Raw genomic sequence first — 16,561 nt, 5'->3', positions numbered from 1 at the left:
CAGTTAAAAAATCGATTATTATGTATAAAATAGAATATAAGCGAGGGCTTCCCAGGGCGTCAACTCCAGCGTTTAAAGGCATGGGCGTCAGGATGAAAAAGGATCTTATATGAACCAGCATCTTCAACCGGTTATCAGTACGGCATCCAGCCGCATTTACGAGACGCTACGCCGTGATTTAGTTGGCGGACGCTTTGCCGCGGGCGAAAAATTGGCGATCAACGCGCTCAAGGACCATTATCACGTTGGTTTGAGTCCGCTGCGCGAGGCGCTCAACAAGCTGGCCGCCTATGGCCTGTTGATTCAGGAAAATCAGCGTGGCTTTAGAGTACCGACATTATCGCGCAGCGAGTTGGATGATATTGCCAATATGCGGCTGGAACTTGAGGGCATGGCGTTTGAACGCGCCATTCAGCACGGTGACGACGTATGGGAAGCCGAACTTTTGGCCGCCGCCCATCGCCTGAAACGCGCGGATTTATCGCTGGAAAAAGGCGAGGAGTGGGAGGTGTTGCACAGCCAGTTTCACCGCACGCTTGTGGCGCCCTGCGGCTCGGTTTGGCTGTTGCGTTTTATCGAACAGCTGCACGACCAGTTCGATCGCTACCGTCGCCTCGGTCCCAAAATACCGACGGTAAGGCAAACACTCGATGAACAGCATCACGAACTGGTGGAGCTTGCCTTACAGCGTGATAGTAAAGCTGCCCGTGCACTCCTGGACGACCATATCCATAAATCCTATCAGGTGGCCCTCAAGCGCTATCAGGAACACGCCTAGTGTGTATGGCGTGTAAACTGTTGCGCTGTCGGCGATGGTAGGCATCGGCGAGATTACCGAAGGGGACGGGACAGGCATGCAAGATGCAGATAACAGGGTCATCGCGCAGACATTGAACTGGGTGAACCGCTTTGTTGTGGTTCACGATATATGCCCGTTTGCCAGCCGCGAGCTGGCGCGGGATGCGGTTCGCGTTGAAGTTGTGCGCTCAAAAAAGCTGGAAGTGGCGCTGGAAGAGCTGATGGTGGAGGTGCATTGGCTAGACGAACACCCGGAAACAGAAACCACCCTGTTGGTATTTCCCACCTTATTTAAAAGCTTTGATCATTATCTGGATTTTGTTGAGCTCGCTGAAAGCATCCTGATTGACCAGGGGTATGAAGGCATCTATCAGCTCGCATCGTTTCATCCGGATTACTGTTTTGACGATGCGGGTGCTGATGATGCCGCCAACTATACCAATCGCTCACCCTACCCGATGGTGCATCTGCTGCGTGAAGAGAGCGTCGAAAAGGCGATCGAGTTTTATGGCGATACCGACGCGATACCTGAGCGTAATGTGGCCCTGCTGAACGGCATGGGCATTGAGGCCGTGGAGCAATTGTGGCAACGCAGCTGCCGCCTCGATGATCAGGGCTGATGGATCACCAGCCGATGCCTGCCCTCTTGCTTGGCAACATACAGGGCAGCGTCGGCAAACTGCATGACTTCCTTTATGTCATGGCTATGCTCTGGCCACCACGCGGCCCCCAGGCTGCAGTTGACGGTCACCGCTTGATGCTCGGGCAGCGATATTGGTTGAGAAGTGGAGGCAAGCAGTCGCTCGCTTATCGCCTGGGTGAGCGTCGGTAGTTGGTCCGCGGGGGCTTTCAAGGCCATGACGAATTCGTCACCGCCCCACCGAGCGACGACATCGCTGGCTCGGAGCACTTCCTGCAGACGATTGGCAATGTCGATTAACAGCAGGTCGCCCGCATGGTGACCCAGCTCATCATTCACGTCTTTAAAGCCATCCAGGTCAATATATACCAGCGCAATACTTTGCTGTTGGCGCTCGGCCTCGGGCAGGGCGTGCGAAAGATAACGATCAAGGAAGGCGCGGTTCGGCAACCCGGTCAACGGGTCGCTATTAGCGATGTCTTCAAGGCGGCGAATAGTGCGGTTTTGGTCGAGCAAGCGTCCGACCATGTTGCGCATTGACGTGGAGAGGCGCATCAGTTCCGGCGAACCTGTTTCCAGGGGAATCTCGTTAGTGGGTTGGCTGGCATCGTGGATAGTGTCTGCGGCGTGAGAAAGACGGGTTAAAGGCGTCGTTAGCCGCGACGCGACAAACCAGCCAACCACTGCAAACACGATGGCCAATAGCACGCCTATGCCCATGATCACACGTTTTAGTCTTTCCACGGGGGCAAATGCTTGCTCAATCGGCTGACGGCTAACAGCCACCCATCCCAGCCCCGGGAAATCCTCGAAACCCTGGCTGCGGGCTACACCCGTCACATAGCGCTGGTCATCTGGCCATGTCTCAATTGACCATGAAGGCTTGGCGCTGGCCTGTAAATGCAGGGTGGATAGGCCCGGCACAGGCTGTCCCAGCATATCGTCCGGTCCGAGCAGCACTGTTCCATCGGCCGCGAGTAACAGTATTTCGGTGCCCTGGCGCTGTTGCGCAGGCGAGAACATCGCACGTTGAATGTACTCGGCCCATTCCCAGCTCAGGTGAACGGCCAGCACCCCCAGCAAGGTGTCATCCTGGGTATGGACCGGGGTGGCGATATCGACAAACTGTATGGCTTTTCCATACGGGTTAGGCAATAGCTGCGACAGCAAGACGGCGTCGTGAACATCGCCAATCCACATACCATCGCGGCCGTTTTGAAAGACCGGGCGCTGGGCAATGGAAGTCCCTTCCAATACACCACCGGTTGCGGCTTGTACAACGCCGTCTGGGTCAATAAAGCCAATCCATGACACCACGTTGTAGTTATCTTGAAGAGTTTCCAACTGAGAGCGAAGAGTATCGTTATCGGTACCGTCGGTCAGTGCTTCAATGCCCAGCAGTAACTTTACTTCCTTAATGCGGGCATCCATGCTGCGGTCCAGCTTATCGACCATCTGATAGGCCGATTCTGCCGTAGAGGCGCCGATGTTGGCTTCCAGTTGATCAGCTGACTGTCGAGCAGCGACCCAGCCAAGCAGGATGGTCGTGCTAAACACCAAGCCAATAATCAGCAGCATAAAACGTGTACGCAGGGATATTTGGTTTAGCCGCAGGGGGGCGTAGGGCATTCCGGCATCTCGTCGGGGGGTGAGGTCAGCTAACGACTGTTATCCAACCACGAAGGATGCCGATAGACAACCCACATTAATGCGCTTGACGTGGGCGACGTTAACGTTGAAGGCTTAAAGCGTTTTATGCATGACGTGGGTATCGACTTCGCCAAGACGGGCATGACGGTAAGCGTTAGGCACCGTGCCCACAATGGCGAACCCCAGGCGCTGCCAGAGTGCGACCGCCACCTCATTCGTAGAGACAACCGCGTTGAACTGCATGGCCCTGAAACCCAGCTCGCGAGCGAACTGCTGTGAATGCTCGCACATGCTCCGGGCGACGCCTCTGCCACGCGCGGCAGGGGCCACCATATAACCGCAGTTGCAGACATGATCACCCGGCCCGGCCGCATTGGCTTTTAAATAGTAGGTACCGAGAAGTGTGCCTGTTTCATCCTTGACCGCAAGCGTTGCCTGTGGGGCTTTACACCACAGTTGGTAGGCATCTTCGGCGGATATATCCGGGTCGATGGCATAGGTTTCCTGGGCCGCCACAATGTGTTGAAAGGTTGGCCAGAACGCCGTGAAGTCAGCGTGTGACATTGGAGAGTAAGTGAGCGCAGACATGGTTCTGTGTACCTGATCCTTCGGGTTAGCTCGGCTGAAATCAGCAGCCCCTATGCAAGGCTACCGACCATTGTAGGCAGTTATTGTGCCGCTTCAGCAACAATCTGATAACTTCTTAACCGATCCTGATGGTCATAGAAATCACTATTGATCATCAACTCATTGGCCCCTGTGCGTTCCTGGAAGTCGGCAAGTTGGGTTTTTACCGTGTCGGGGCCACCGATGATCGCTGCCCCCAGAAACTGCTCGACCTGGGCGCGCTCCATGGGTGACCAGTCAAGCTGCTCCACTGGAGGCAGCGACACCGTTGGCTTGCCGCGGATCAGGTTGAGAAATTTCTGCTGGGCCGTGGTTGCCAGGTATTCCGCCATGGCGTCGCTTTCCGCGGCAATGACCGGCAACCCGACGGTGGCGTAGGGGGCATCCAGGTGCTCCGAGGGCTGGAAGTTCTCACGGTAAAGCCGCAGCGCTTCAAACAGGTAGCCTGGCGCAAACTGCGCGGCGAAGGCAAAGGGCAGGCCAAGCTTGGCGGCTAACTGTGCACTAAAGCCACTGGAGCCGAGCAGCCAAATCGGCACGTGAGTACCCTGGCCGGGTACTGCTTTTACCCGCTGGTGAGGCGCAGGGTCTCCCAGATAGCCCCGCAGCTCGTTTAGTTGGGCCGGGAAATCATCCACGCCAGCGTGGGGATGGCGGCGCATCGCCTGCATGGTCGCGCCGTCCGAGCCCGGCGCACGGCCAAGGCCCAGGTCGATGCGCCCGGGATAAAGAGTTTCCAGCGTGCCAAACTGCTCGGCCACCACCAGTGGCGGGTGGTTGGGCAGCATGATCCCACCGCTACCCACGCGAATACGCGAGGTCTGACCGGCAATATGGCCGATCAGTACCGCTGTCGCAGCGCTTGCGATGCCATCTATGTTGTGGTGCTCGGCCAGCCAGTAACGCTTATAACCCAGTTGTTCGGTGCGCTGGGCAAGCGAAACGCTGTCTTGAAAGGTTTCGGCAGCGCTGCCCCCCTGACGAATCGGGGCGAGGTCCAGTACGGATAGCGCGGTAGACGCGAGTGCGCTCATGCATCACCTATAAGGCCGGAAGATGGGGCGGCTAATGAGATGCCGACGCAAGGGAGTCGAACGAATCATTAGCACGCTTGTTAATTAAGGGTTATGCGGCCAGTATCGATGAATTACAAGGCAGGGTATCGGCAAAACACATTATTCCAATGGCGGGGTAGGGCGAATCAGGATTTCGTTGACGTCGACATGGGCAGGCTGTGATAGCGCATAAATGACGGCATTGGCAATATCGCGGTCTTCCAGCGCATGTTCGGGCGGTTCGTCAAAGAAGGGGGTATCGACCATGCCGGGTTCAATCAGCGTTACCCGCATGCCGGTACCGCGTAGCTCCTCGCGCAGGTTATAGCCGATGCCGGTAACGGCCCACTTGGTCGCGCTGTACATGGAACCCGGAATGGTCGCACGGCCTGCGGCTGAGCCGGTTAACAGCACGTGGCCTTTGCTTCGTTTGAGTGCCGGTAAGCATGCCTGGAGAGTCAGGCCAACGCCATATACGTTGGTTAAGATCATTTCCTGCCAGCGCTCGTGATCGGCACCACTGAAGCCGCCCGGCGAACCACCGCAACCGGCGTTGGCAAAAACGGCATCAATCCTGCCAAAGGTTTCCAATGCTTCGTCGACCATGGCGCGCTGTTCGTCCATCTGGGTGACATCCAGCTCGCAGGTCAGCACATTTTCTGGTCCTAACTCTTGGGCAAGCGCGGTGAGCTTGTCAGTCGAGCGGGCGGCCAGCACCAGTTTGTAACCTTCACGGGCGGCTGCTCGGGCGGTGGCAGCCCCAATTCCGCTGGAGGCACCGGTAATCAGTAAGACGTTTCTATGCATCCTTTGCGCTCCTGACGATTAACCATAACATCCTATCTAGCATGGCTAATTGAGCGCCGTTGTGCAAATCGTAAGCCTGCGAACGAAGAAGGTGAAAGCGTTAATGCCCGGCTTCTTTGCGCTTGAGCATGGTGGATAGGTCGAGAATCGACTGCGCCATGTCCGCCATGCTTTTGCTCTGATTCATCGAGGTAGTGCGCAGAAACCGGTACGCTTCTTCTTCTGTCATGTCCTGGTGGGCCATGATCAGGCCTTTCGCTCGTTCGATCAGCTTGCGTTCGCGAAGGGCCTTGCGCGTATTTTCCAGCTCGTCGCTAAGCCCCTGTAAGCGGCTTGATTGTGCCTGGGTCAATTCGATCAATGATCGGCCCAGGGGCGAATTAAGCGCATTGGCGGTCAAGTCTCCCAGTGGCTCACCGTTGCTCAAGGCGAGCAGTTGCTCGCAAGGCGCCGGCGAATTACGGCAAGGCTCCGTCTTGGCTTTTTCCAGCGCGACATTGGCTTGTTGTATCTTGCTATGGCACAGGGCGGTCAACTGAGCGTTGCAGGCATCTTCCACGTTTTTAATGCTGTCGATGCGCAGCGTGGTGAGCTCATACCAGGTTTCACCCAGTGAATCCGATGTGTCTGGATGCGAGGCCCGCTGGCGGGCAATATCGCGCAATTGATGGATGCCTGAGAGCGTGCGTGGCGACAGCTCCGCTTGCCAATGTTGCTGTGCTTCGGGAGAAGCGAATTCCTCAAAGGTATCAAAGCAGCGTTGCTGGTCGTCAATCAGTTGGCCAAGCAATGCACTATGGGCATCGTCAAAATACCCCTGGGTAAAGCCAAAGGCGCCGCATGCGCGTTCCTGTCCCGCCAGTTCTTTGCCTTGCATTAAATGGAAAATGGCGACCAGGGCGCGGGTGATGTCAGGGTCGACAGCCGTGTCGGCTGCTTCAAAGACAATCGCCAGCAGCCCGCTGGTCAATTGATTGAATGCCTGAGTTGCCGCGTCGGGTGTAATGGCAAAGGTGTCAATGGCGTGGCGCAGCGTGCTGAGTTCATCCAGCGCTGCCCATACCATGGCAATGCGGCGCAGCAGGCGCGCAGCCGCCTGGGGACGCGCTTCCTTGCTTAATGCCTCGAGGCGACGACGCATCAGTGCTTCGGCATCCTGGCTATGCTGGCGGTAAGTCGCGCGACGTTCTTTAAAGCGGCTGCCCTGGGAAACCAGGAAAACCGTCGACGCGCCCCGCTCACGCTGCAGCATGTGAATGAAGTGGCTGATGTCGCCCACAATGTCACAGGTTGTCGCCAGATGGGTCAGGTTGTCGATATCGCAGCGTTTGGCGGTTAACAGAAGCTGTTGAGCTGAAGACATAATGCGTTTCCTTTGTGCTCACCGCCATTGATTGCGCACTTCCCTGGAAGTGCGCAATCGGCGTCGTTTAGCGTAACGATAGGGCACCCGCGCCGGTATCGTCGCCCACCGCCTCTCGGTAGGCGGCTGCCTCTTCGGCTTCTTGCGCATCGGAGAAGCGTACCAGCAGGACGCACGAGGCCAAGGCAAGGACGGCTAACCCCAGGTAGAAGAGGCCTTGCTGATAGGTCAGGCTTTCACTGCGGAACAGGAAGGCGGCAGAGACGGCGCCAACGTTGCCGCCTGCGCCCACAATACCGGCCACCGCGCCCAGGGCTTTTTTATTGATGAAGGGTACCACCCCGTAAGTCGCACCTTCGGCCATCTGCACAAACAGGCTGAACACCAGCATGATACCGATCGCCAGGCTTAGTACATGCATTTGTGAAAAAGCGATCAGGGCGATGCCTTCACAAATGAGAGCGACCAGTAACCAGCGCACGCGCCCCTTCAGGCCCCCCAGTTTGGCAAACAAGTCAGAAAATATGCCGCCCAGCGTACGGGCAAAGATATTCATCAAGCCAAACAGGCCGGCAATCAGGCCAGCGGTGGCAAGTGTCAGGTCAAAATTATCGAAAAAGTAGATGGCGGCGATGTTATTGATCGTCAGTTCCACGCCAAAACAAATCCCATACACCACGAACAGCGCCCACACGCGAATATCTTTTGCCGCGACGGTAAAGCTTTGTAGCGCGCCGTTTTCGCCGCTGGCGGGCGGTAGCTCGCCGCGAGCGCGCAGCTCGTCAAAGTTGCCATCGGGCGCATCCTGGGTAAATAGCCAATAGGCAATGCCGGTGAAGAACAGCACAACGCCTGGCACGACCATGGCTAACCGCCAGCCCAACGCCTCGTTAACTCCAAGCATCAACATACCGGCAAATATCAACGGCATGACGATCTGTGTCGTGCCGCCGCCCAGGTTCCCCCAGCCCGCACTGGTGGCGTTGGCGGTACCCACGACATTGGGCGCAAACATGATGGAAGTATGGTATTGAGTGATAACAAACGACGCACCGATGGCCCCAATCGCCAGGCGCGCAAGCAGGAAGGTTTCAAAGCTGTCGGCCAGGCCGATGCCCATCACCGGAATGGAGCCGAGCAGCAACAAGCCGGAATAGGTCTTTCGTGGCCCGAGGCGGTCGCATAATACGCCGATCACCAGGCGGATAATGACGGTGATCGTGACCGAGGCGATGATGGTGTTACCGATCTGGGTCTGGGTGAGAGCTAGGTCTTCACGTACCACCGCCATGAGCGGCGCAATGCCAAACCAGCCAAAAAAGCAGAGATGGAAAGCAAACCACGAAAAATGGAAAGCGCGCATTTGTGGCGTAGAGAAATTGAGCAACCGAATACGGTTGGCTTTGTTGCGAATATCCATGGGATGGCCTCACGGGTTCTGTTACGAGTTCAACACCCTGCGCGTGAACACGCAGCGTCATCGGTTCACGAGAACATGCCTTCTTCATTGAAGGTCAGGTTCGACGCACTCGTACCCGCTTGGGCCTGGTCCACGCCTACCACCACTGCTTACATTTATGCAAAGTGGTTGCCATGGTTGTTTTTTATTATTTTAATCAGTTGGTTACTATTGAAGGGAGGGTGTTTGAGGAACAGGTTGAAAGATAAATATCATGCTAATGCTGCATCATTGGGCATCAGCAGGCCTGGTTTGGCTTAGTTTGGTGCTGTAGCAGGCGCCGGGCTTTCATCCAGATAGACATCCTCGATATCCAGCGTGGAGCGTTCGCCGAGCGCGTCGATGTTGTCTTCCAGCCAGCGGTCGGCGGCGGCATGGCCCTGTTCAAACAGGTGGCATAGAAAGGGCCACTCGGCATTCAGCTTGCTGGATACCGACAGTGGCAGTAACGCACCTTCACCGCTGATGCGGTGGAACAACGCCTGCTGATAGCAGTTCTCGATACCCTGGGCGTCAAGCACCTGTTTAAGCATGGCGATCATGCGCACCTCTTTGATCAGCGCTGAATTGAAGGTGATTTCATTAAGGCGGTTCATGATGGCTGACGCCGTGGTGGGTAAGTCGTCTCGTCGAATGGGGTTGATCTGAACGAGCAGAATATCGCGTGCGCTACATTCCTCCATTAGCGGGAACAGCGCCGGATTGCCCATATAGCCGCCATCCCAATAGGCTTCTCCGTCAATTTCAACGGCCTGGAAGACAAATGGCAGACAAGCGGAGGCCATGACCGCATCAAGGCTCATCTCATGCCGACGAAAGACCCGCTGCTTACCGGTACGGACGTTGGTGGCAGTCACGAAGAGTTTGAGCTGTTCACAGCGGCGGACCCGATCAAAGTCGATCCGTTCGGCCACAATGTTGCGCAGAGGGTTCACGTTGAGAGGATTGAACTGATAGGGCGAGACCAGCCGACTCATCAGGTCCATGGCGATATACCCCGGCGAGTGTTCGAGACTCCAGTTCCCGGTCAGCTTGTCCAGCGGTGAGCGACGAATAGGGCTTGCCATCCCCGCTCGGCTGACGGCCCGCCAGAAATCGTGCAAGGCCTCGCGGGCGGTTTCTTTATCGCCCCGGGTGAGCGCGTCGGCCATGACCACGCCGTTCATCGCACCGGCACTGGTGCCGCTGATGCCCTCGATCTCGACCCTTGAGTCCGCCAGTAAGCGGTCAATGACGCCCCAGGTGTAGGCGCCATGAGAACCACCGCCCTGTAATGCCAGGTCTAACGATTTAGGTTGCGTCATCGACTTGCCTCCTGGGTATAAGTCGTTAAAAACGGTGGGCAAGTGACGGTGCGTTAGGGCAGTTGATCACCTGTGAGGTTGCCACCCATTCCTGGTCAGGGTAGTAGGCAAACACATAGTGGTCGCCCTTTAAGCTGTCGATCAAGGGGTAGGTGACTTCTTCGCGAACCGCCGGGCAGCCGTGGCTGCGACCCAGTCGCCCTGTTTGGTCAATAAAGGCTTCGCTGACATAGTCGGCACCGTGAATGACGATGGCTCGTTCGTAGGCGTTGTCGTTAACGTTGGTCTCCAGGCCTTCCAAGCGCAGTGAATAGCCATTGCGGCCGTAGTAACTGTTCATGGTTTTAAACAGCCCGATGCTGGATTGGTGGCTGTCGGGGATGTTGGAAAACGTCTCCGCCAGGGCGTCCCCCGACCCTTGACCGTGGGAGACGAGCTCTTGGAACATCAGTTCGTGCTGGGCCAGATCGAACACCCACAGCCGCGGCTCGGTTGACGGTAGAGAGTAATCGATCACCGCCAAGCGCTCGGCGTGAGGGTCGCGACAGCTGAGCGCTTTAGCAGCGAGGCGAAGCGCCTCCGGGCTGGCGTCTGGCGCGAGCTGAAGCAGTTGGTGGTTTAACGGCAGAACGCCATTGGGCGGTGCGCTATCGATGTGGCTATAAAAACTGGAGGCATGGATCGGGAGTGACAATAACGTGGCGGGCAGGTAAATAAGCCAGGCACGCGGCGAAAAAAATGGCACCATATAAGTCCATCCTGAAAGATAGGTCCATACTGAAAAGTACAACGCGGTTAGGCAGTCACTAACGCGCTATGATAACAAGTAAGTACGTACATTATTGGGACAGCCATAGTAACGCAAGGAGAGGGCAATGAACGAGCGGCAGCCATTAAGACGATGGGCGATGGGGGTGGCGCTTTGCCTGAGCGTAGGTGCGGTGGGTGGTGCTGGTGCAGACACAACACCCATTAGCGACACGCTGGAAGTGCGTGTGACGGCGAGTGAACAACAGTTGCCGATCAAAAGTTTCTATCAATACCGCGATTACCAGCCTGTATGGACGACGGCGGCAAGCGTGGAAGCGCTTGTGGCAGGTCTCAATGCGCTTGAGCAGGACGGTATAAACCCTGAGAACTACGCGTCAGCGTCGCTCATGGAGGCGTTTGAGCGCAGCCAGGCAGGTGGGGAGTCTGCCCAGGTGACGTTTGAGTTGCAAGCGAGCCAGGCGCTTTTGCAGGCGCTTGATCATTTGAATCGTGGCCAGGTGAATCCCCGAGAGTTAAGTGCTCAATGGGATGCTGAGCGGCCATCGCGAGGTTACTCGATGGGGGCGGTGGCCAAGGCCGTTAATCAGATGGATATGGCGGCGGCGTTTGACCAGGCACGTCCGGACTCGTCGGCGTACCGTCGACTAAGAGCTGCGTTTATTGATTTCCAATCGCGGTCATTGCAGTCGAGCGTGCCTTACCTTGATCATCGTGAAGAATCGCTCAGACCTGGCGATCAACATGATGATGTTTTAACGTTGCGTCGTCGACTGACGCACTGGGGCGAGCCGCACCTGCTGGCGGCTAACCCGCAGGCTTATCCGCTGGTAGACGTCGACACCCCTGATCAAAGACATTTTGATGCGCCGCTGGCGGCGGCCGTCAAACGTTTTCAACGGCGCCATCTGCTTCAGGAAGATGGCGTGGTCGGCGAACAAACCCGACGCGCGCTTAACGTCCCGCTGTCATTGCGGGCCAAACAGCTCAAGGTGAACCTTGAGCGTGCGCGCTGGATGGGATCTCAGCCGGACAATGCGCCAAGGGTGTGGGTCGACCTTGCCGGCTACCGCTTGCATTACAATCGGCCAGGCGGCGAGCATTGGCAGACCCGCGTCGTGGTAGGTTCCCCCCAGCGTGCAACGCCGGTGATTCAATCGGCGATTACTCATCTAACGTTAAATCCAAGCTGGACCATCCCGCCGACGATCATGCGTGAGGACGTATTACCGCGTGTTCGTGAGGATGTGGGCTATCTAGCCGAGGAAAATATTCAGGTGGTTGATTTTGACGGTAACCCGGTGAATGCTGAGGAGGTCGATTGGCAGCAGCCGGGCAGTGTCATGCTGCGCCAGGTAGCAGGTAGCGCGAACCCATTGGGGAGCATCGTCGTGCGCTTTCCCAATGACCATATGATCTATCTGCACGATACCCCAGCCCAGGGGCTTTTTCAGCGGCATCAGCGCGCGCTCAGCTCAGGCTGCGTCAGGGTTGAGGGTGTTACCCAGTTTGCCCAGCTGTTGTTAGAGGATACCGGCAGTTCGGCACAGGTGGCGAGCTTGGTGGCCAGTAGTCAAAGCGATCGGCAGCTCAGCTTGCCGCGTCGCGTGCCCATTGCGCTGCATTATTTGACGGCTTGGCCGAATGCTGAGGGCGAGGTCGAGTTTCGGCCGGATATATACGGCCACGACGCAGCCGTGGAGTCGGCACTTAGCCAACCCATGCAGCTATCGGGTTAATGACCCTGTAAGCGGTCGATTGCCGAGTAAGGAAATAAAAAAAAGCGCCACGTGTGTGGCGCTTTTTTGTTGGAACGCGAGAGTTATTCGTCGTCTTCTGAGGTGTTGCCGACCAAACTGATAGTGCCGGTTTCACCGCTATCCAGTGCCGCCAGTATGGGCTCGGCCTGGCGCTGAAATGCGATGAGCGTATCGCCATTCAGGCTGGTATTCTCTGGCAGATCAACGGTCATCGCGTTGACCGGAGAATTGTTGACAATGACCTCGTAGTGCAGATGCGGGCCAGTGCTGCGGCCGGAGTTGCCCGATAGCGCAATGCGCTCGCCCATTTCGATCCGTTCGCCCTGGCTGACCAGAGGTCTTGAAAGGTGTAAATAACGGGTGCGGTAGCCGTTGTCGTGGCGAACGACAATATAGCGGCCGGCGGCGTAATGGTTGGCGACCTTCTCGACCCGGCCCGAAGCCGGGGCCGTGACGGGGGTGCCGATGGGCATGGCAAAATCGGTTCCGTTATGCGGGCTTATGCGCCCGGTTACCGGGTGTTTACGGCGTGGGTTGAAGCCGGAACTCAGGCGGTAGTTGCCTTCAAACGGTCGACGTGCAAAGGCCGGGTCCAGACTAGCACCTTCAGGCGTATAGAATTTATCGTCGGTAGCATTGCGAACGACTGTCAAATTCATGCGTTCGCCCTGGTATTTAACCGCCAGTACACGTGAGTCAAGCGTTTCGCCTTCAATCATGTCAGATTCGACGAGCACCTGAAAATGATCGCCGCGACGGCTGTCGCGGCGAAAATCGAGTTTTTTCTGGAGCAGTAGGGTCAATGCCGTAACGGCGCTACTGCTAAGACCCGTCGACTGGGCGGAGCGGGCAAAGCTGCCGCTGACGGTACCCGCGTAAAGGCGTTGAACCGGCTCGCCTTTGCGCTCAATGCCGGTGATGGCGTACTGGTCATCTTGGCGTTCAACCAATACCCCTTCACGGGTGTTTTTCATCATACGCAGCGACAGCAGGCGACCTTCTTCGTCAAGCTGGTAATCGAAGCTGTGGCCTGCACGCCAGTGGGTCAGCATTTTGGGATCGGGAACGTCGTCAAGCAGCTCGAGGACTTCGCTGTAACCCAGGCCTAATTGGTTCTGGGCCAGAACCGCAAAGGTTTCTCCCGGCTCAACGATATGGGTTTCCCACTGCGGGACAAACGGCTCTTCTGCGGCAAGTTCCAAATCAAGGAAAGACACATCGCCAAACAATTCAGCGCCATAGTCTTCATAGGACGTGGCGTCGGCTATCTGGGTAGATGATTCGTCGTCGACATCCAGCATGCCGCTGGTAAGGGTGCCGATCACAACTGCCATGTGCAGCGCGCCATCATTAAGAATGACGTCATTTGTCTTACTTGTGTCTGAAGCGCCGAGTGTGTCTGAAGCGCTGAGTACAGCGGACGAGGGAGCTGGCACGCTTGCAGTTTGTAGTTTTACATCGGCTTGCGCGCCATCAATAACGTCCAGATCGACAATCTCGGTCGCCTTCAGATCGCTCAGCGGTATGTTATCGCGAGTGGCATCAAGGGCGCGGGAGGCGCGGTCGATGGCATCAGCCACCGGGGTGCGTTCTTTATGAAGCACGGGGACGCCAGGGGTAGAATCGCTTGGAAGAGGGACCAGAACGCTCTCCATTGGAGCGTCAGGTTGATTCAGTTCGTTGTATGTCGTTAACAATTTTTGTGTGCCCAGCACCGTAACCATGGTGGCTACCGGTAACAATAACAATTTATGCGTGCGGGGCAGCGAATGAAGGATTCGCAACATGGGTAAATAGACCGCCGAGTTCGTGATTTTAAAGTAACAAAAGCGAATAAACCCATGAACCATAACCCATGATAGCGGGGGTGCCTAGACTGTATATCCATACATAAAGGGAACTTACGCCCAATCGCGCAAGAACATCGCAGATTCTACAGTTTTTTGAACACTGTTTGCTAACAAATGTAATGCTAGGCGATAAACATCCTTGTTGTAAGCTTTATAGAGTGAAAAAATTTTGCGAGCTTCCATGTGCTTAGCAAGCAAAGCATAGCTGTATTTGGCTTTTTGTAAAGTATCTATATAAGTAATGTCTAACTAATATTGGCGCTAAAATCTCTCCATAACTCCATAAGTTGCTCTGCCCGACGACAAGCTATTGCGTCACCTGAAGGGGCTTGCAGATAAGGGGCTTGTAGAAAGCGTCTTGCAGAATAGTTGGTTCGGGTTACGGTAATCCGGGCCATAAGCTGGCACTATGGTTTTATCGAAAGTTTGGCGATTGTTTCGCTGTTTTGCGTCGGGGAAATCGAAATGTCTCGGGTAACACTTGCACAGTGGCAGATGTTAGCCGCCGTGGTTGACCATGGAGGGTTTGCTCGGGCCGCCGAGGCCGTGCATAAAAGTCCCTCAACGTTGAACCATGCGGTACATAAACTGGAAGAGCAGTTAGGGGTTCAGGTGCTTGAGCCGGTAGGGCGCCAGGTCCGGCTGACGGAGGCCGGCGAGTTACTGCTGCGCCGGGCACGTCAGTTGATTGAAAGTTCTGAGTCGCTGGAAGATGTGGCCTCGCGGTTGGCAGCCGGACTGGAGGCGGAAGTTGTCCTCGCAATTGATCAGGTGTTTCCTGCTGGCGCCCAGGCGAAAGCGCTGGAGCGTTTTTCTGAAACCTATCCCCAGGTACGGGTACAACTGTTTGAAAGCGTCTTAAATGGCGGCATTGAAATGCTATACGATGGCCGCGCGGACTTGGTGATTTCAGGTATTGAGGCGCAAGGGTTTCTTGGGGAGCCGCTGGTGATGGTGAAGTTTGTTGCCGTCGCCCATCCCGCTCATGCGCTGCACAGATTGGGTAGATCGCTGGATCTGCGCGACCTTGCCCAGCACCGTCAGCTAGTCGTCCGGGATTCCGCGCTTCGCCAATCGACTAACGCTGGTTGGTTGAAAGCCGAACAGCGCTGGACGGTCAGCCACCTGAATACCTCGCTCGATATGCTCAAGCGGGGCCTTGGTTTTGCTTGGATGCCAGAAACGCGTATCGAACAAGAACTCCGTGATGGCCAGCTCAAGCCATTACCACTGGCAGCGGGCAGTATTCGGGAAGTCCCTATCCAATTAATTTTTCGTGATCAGGACCGTGCTGGCCCGGCGGCTCATGCCATGGCTGCAGCGTTGCGCCAGGCGGTGCGTGAGTGTGCTTCCGAGGATTCGATTGCGTCGAATGAATAGCGCTAAAACATCCGCTTGAGTCGCGTACCCCCAAGCGTATGCTGAATCGACGCTAACCGCTTTGAGGAGATACACCATGGGGCTGCTGATTGATGGCGAATGGCACGACCAGTGGTACGACACCAAGAAACATGGGGGGGAGTTCGTGCGCGAATCCGCCCAGCTGCGCGACTGGGTGGGCGATCATCCAGGTGTTGAAGGTAGCTGTTACCCGGCTGAAAAGAACCGTTATCATCTCTATGTATCGCTAGCCTGCCCGTGGGCGCACCGTACGCTTATCATGCGCGCTCTAAAGGGACTTGAGTCGATTATCGGGACTTCCCACGTCAGCCCGTTGATGCTTGATCAAGGGTGGACCTATCATCAAGACGAAGGTGCCAGCGGCGACTCTGTCAATGGGGTCGAGTTTCATCGCCAGCTTTATACAATGACCGATCCCCACTACACCGGGCGCGTTACCGTCCCTGTGCTTTGGGACAAGCGGCGTGATGCGATTGTCAATAATGAATCGGCCGATTTGGTGCGTATACTTAACGGCGCCTTTGACGAGTTGACCGGCAATGACCTGGATTTCTACCCTGATGATCTGCGCGATGTCATTGACGAGGTCAATGCCGACGTTTATGACCACATCAATAACGGTGTTTACAAGTCAGGCTTTGCTACCGAACAGCGCGTTTACGAAAAACATGTACAGGCGCTGTTCGATGCCTTGGAACGTATGGAAACGCGTCTGGCACAGCATCGTTACCTGGCAGGTGAGTGGTTGACCGAGGCGGATATTCGACTGTTCACCACCTTGATACGCTTCGATGCAGTGTATTACGGCCACTTCAAGTGTAACGTGAAGCGCATCGAGGACTTTCCTAACCTAGCCAACTATGTGCGCGAGCTTTATCAGTGGCCGGGCGTCGCCGAAACGGTCAACATGGACCACATCAAACGCCACTACTATTACAGTCACGACACCATCAACCCCACGCGTATCGTGCCGGTTGGGCCAGCGTTGAACTTCGATCGTCCCCATGATCGCGAGCGGTTATCGGGGAAGGGGATACGCCGCAAGGCCTGATCAAACGTCTGGAAATCAAAAAGCCACC

Annotated in this window: 14 protein-coding genes; 5 read left to right on the top strand and 9 right to left on the bottom strand. The window is 56.1% G+C overall.

Going from position 1 to position 16,561, the window contains the following annotated elements; translation table 11 throughout:
• Positions 1-109: 109 nt before the first annotated feature.
• A complete protein-coding gene (locus IT895_RS13780; protein ID WP_199283792.1) occupies positions 110-778 on the top strand; it encodes a GntR family transcriptional regulator in 669 nt (222 codons plus the stop codon).
• Between the two features lie 76 nt (positions 779-854).
• Positions 855-1,418, top strand: a complete 564-nt coding sequence (locus IT895_RS13775) for a DUF1415 domain-containing protein (RefSeq protein WP_085918279.1) — start codon at positions 855-857, stop codon at positions 1,416-1,418.
• Here IT895_RS13775 and IT895_RS13770 read toward each other — a convergent pair.
• The 8 genes from IT895_RS13770 to IT895_RS13735 form a co-directional block, all read right to left on the bottom strand.
• Positions 1,409-3,067 (bottom strand): sensor domain-containing diguanylate cyclase, encoded by a 1,659-nt coding sequence (locus tag IT895_RS13770; protein WP_085918193.1) that lies wholly within the window; start codon positions 3,065-3,067, stop codon positions 1,409-1,411. The genes IT895_RS13775 and IT895_RS13770 overlap by 10 nt on opposite strands.
• A gap of 114 nt (positions 3,068-3,181) precedes the next feature.
• Positions 3,182-3,676: a GNAT family N-acetyltransferase gene (locus IT895_RS13765; RefSeq protein WP_199283791.1), complete on the bottom strand. Its 495-nt coding sequence runs from the start codon at positions 3,674-3,676 to the stop codon at positions 3,182-3,184.
• A gap of 80 nt (positions 3,677-3,756) precedes the next feature.
• On the bottom strand, positions 3,757-4,749 hold the full coding sequence (locus IT895_RS13760) for an LLM class flavin-dependent oxidoreductase (protein WP_199283790.1): 993 nt from the start codon (positions 4,747-4,749) through the stop codon (positions 3,757-3,759).
• A 141-nt stretch (positions 4,750-4,890) separates the two neighbouring features.
• Positions 4,891-5,577, bottom strand: coding sequence for an SDR family oxidoreductase (locus IT895_RS13755; RefSeq protein ID WP_199283789.1), 687 nt, complete (start codon positions 5,575-5,577; stop codon positions 4,891-4,893).
• A 100-nt stretch (positions 5,578-5,677) separates the two neighbouring features.
• Entirely contained in the window at positions 5,678-6,940 is a 1,263-nt protein-coding gene (locus IT895_RS13750) for a nitrate regulatory protein (RefSeq protein WP_199283788.1), read from the bottom strand.
• A 67-nt stretch (positions 6,941-7,007) separates the two neighbouring features.
• A complete protein-coding gene (locus IT895_RS13745; protein WP_199283787.1) occupies positions 7,008-8,360 on the bottom strand; it encodes a NarK family nitrate/nitrite MFS transporter in 1,353 nt (450 codons plus the stop codon).
• A 296-nt stretch (positions 8,361-8,656) separates the two neighbouring features.
• Complete coding sequence (locus IT895_RS13740) at positions 8,657-9,703, bottom strand: patatin-like phospholipase family protein (RefSeq protein WP_199283786.1); 1,047 nt, start codon at positions 9,701-9,703, stop codon at positions 8,657-8,659.
• 25 nt (positions 9,704-9,728) lie between these two features.
• The gene (locus IT895_RS13735; protein ID WP_085918186.1) at positions 9,729-10,451 is read right to left on the bottom strand and encodes a murein L,D-transpeptidase catalytic domain family protein; all 723 of its coding nucleotides are present in this window, start codon (positions 10,449-10,451) and stop codon (positions 9,729-9,731) included.
• A 127-nt stretch (positions 10,452-10,578) separates the two neighbouring features.
• Between IT895_RS13735 and IT895_RS13730 the strand changes: the two genes are divergently transcribed.
• On the top strand, positions 10,579-12,210 hold the full coding sequence (locus tag IT895_RS13730; RefSeq protein WP_199283785.1) for a L,D-transpeptidase family protein: 1,632 nt from the start codon (positions 10,579-10,581) through the stop codon (positions 12,208-12,210).
• An 83-nt stretch (positions 12,211-12,293) separates the two neighbouring features.
• Here the strand turns inward: IT895_RS13730 and IT895_RS13725 are convergent, their stop codons facing one another.
• Positions 12,294-14,018, bottom strand: coding sequence for a peptidoglycan DD-metalloendopeptidase family protein (locus tag IT895_RS13725; RefSeq protein ID WP_199283784.1), 1,725 nt, complete (start codon positions 14,016-14,018; stop codon positions 12,294-12,296).
• 528 nt (positions 14,019-14,546) lie between these two features.
• Here IT895_RS13725 and IT895_RS13720 point away from each other — a divergent pair.
• Positions 14,547-15,461, top strand: coding sequence for a LysR family transcriptional regulator (locus tag IT895_RS13720; protein ID WP_085918184.1), 915 nt, complete (start codon positions 14,547-14,549; stop codon positions 15,459-15,461).
• 76 nt (positions 15,462-15,537) lie between these two features.
• Positions 15,538-16,533: a glutathione S-transferase family protein gene (locus IT895_RS13715; RefSeq protein ID WP_085918183.1), complete on the top strand. Its 996-nt coding sequence runs from the start codon at positions 15,538-15,540 to the stop codon at positions 16,531-16,533.
• Positions 16,534-16,561 lie beyond the last annotated feature (28 nt).

It is taken from the genome of Halomonas sp. A40-4 (genome assembly GCF_015767635.1).
In the GTDB taxonomy this organism is placed as follows: Bacteria; Pseudomonadota; Gammaproteobacteria; order Pseudomonadales; family Halomonadaceae; genus Vreelandella; species Vreelandella janggokensis.
Note: the sequence above shows the minus strand (reverse complement) of the source record. Positions and strands in the feature narration are given on the sequence as shown.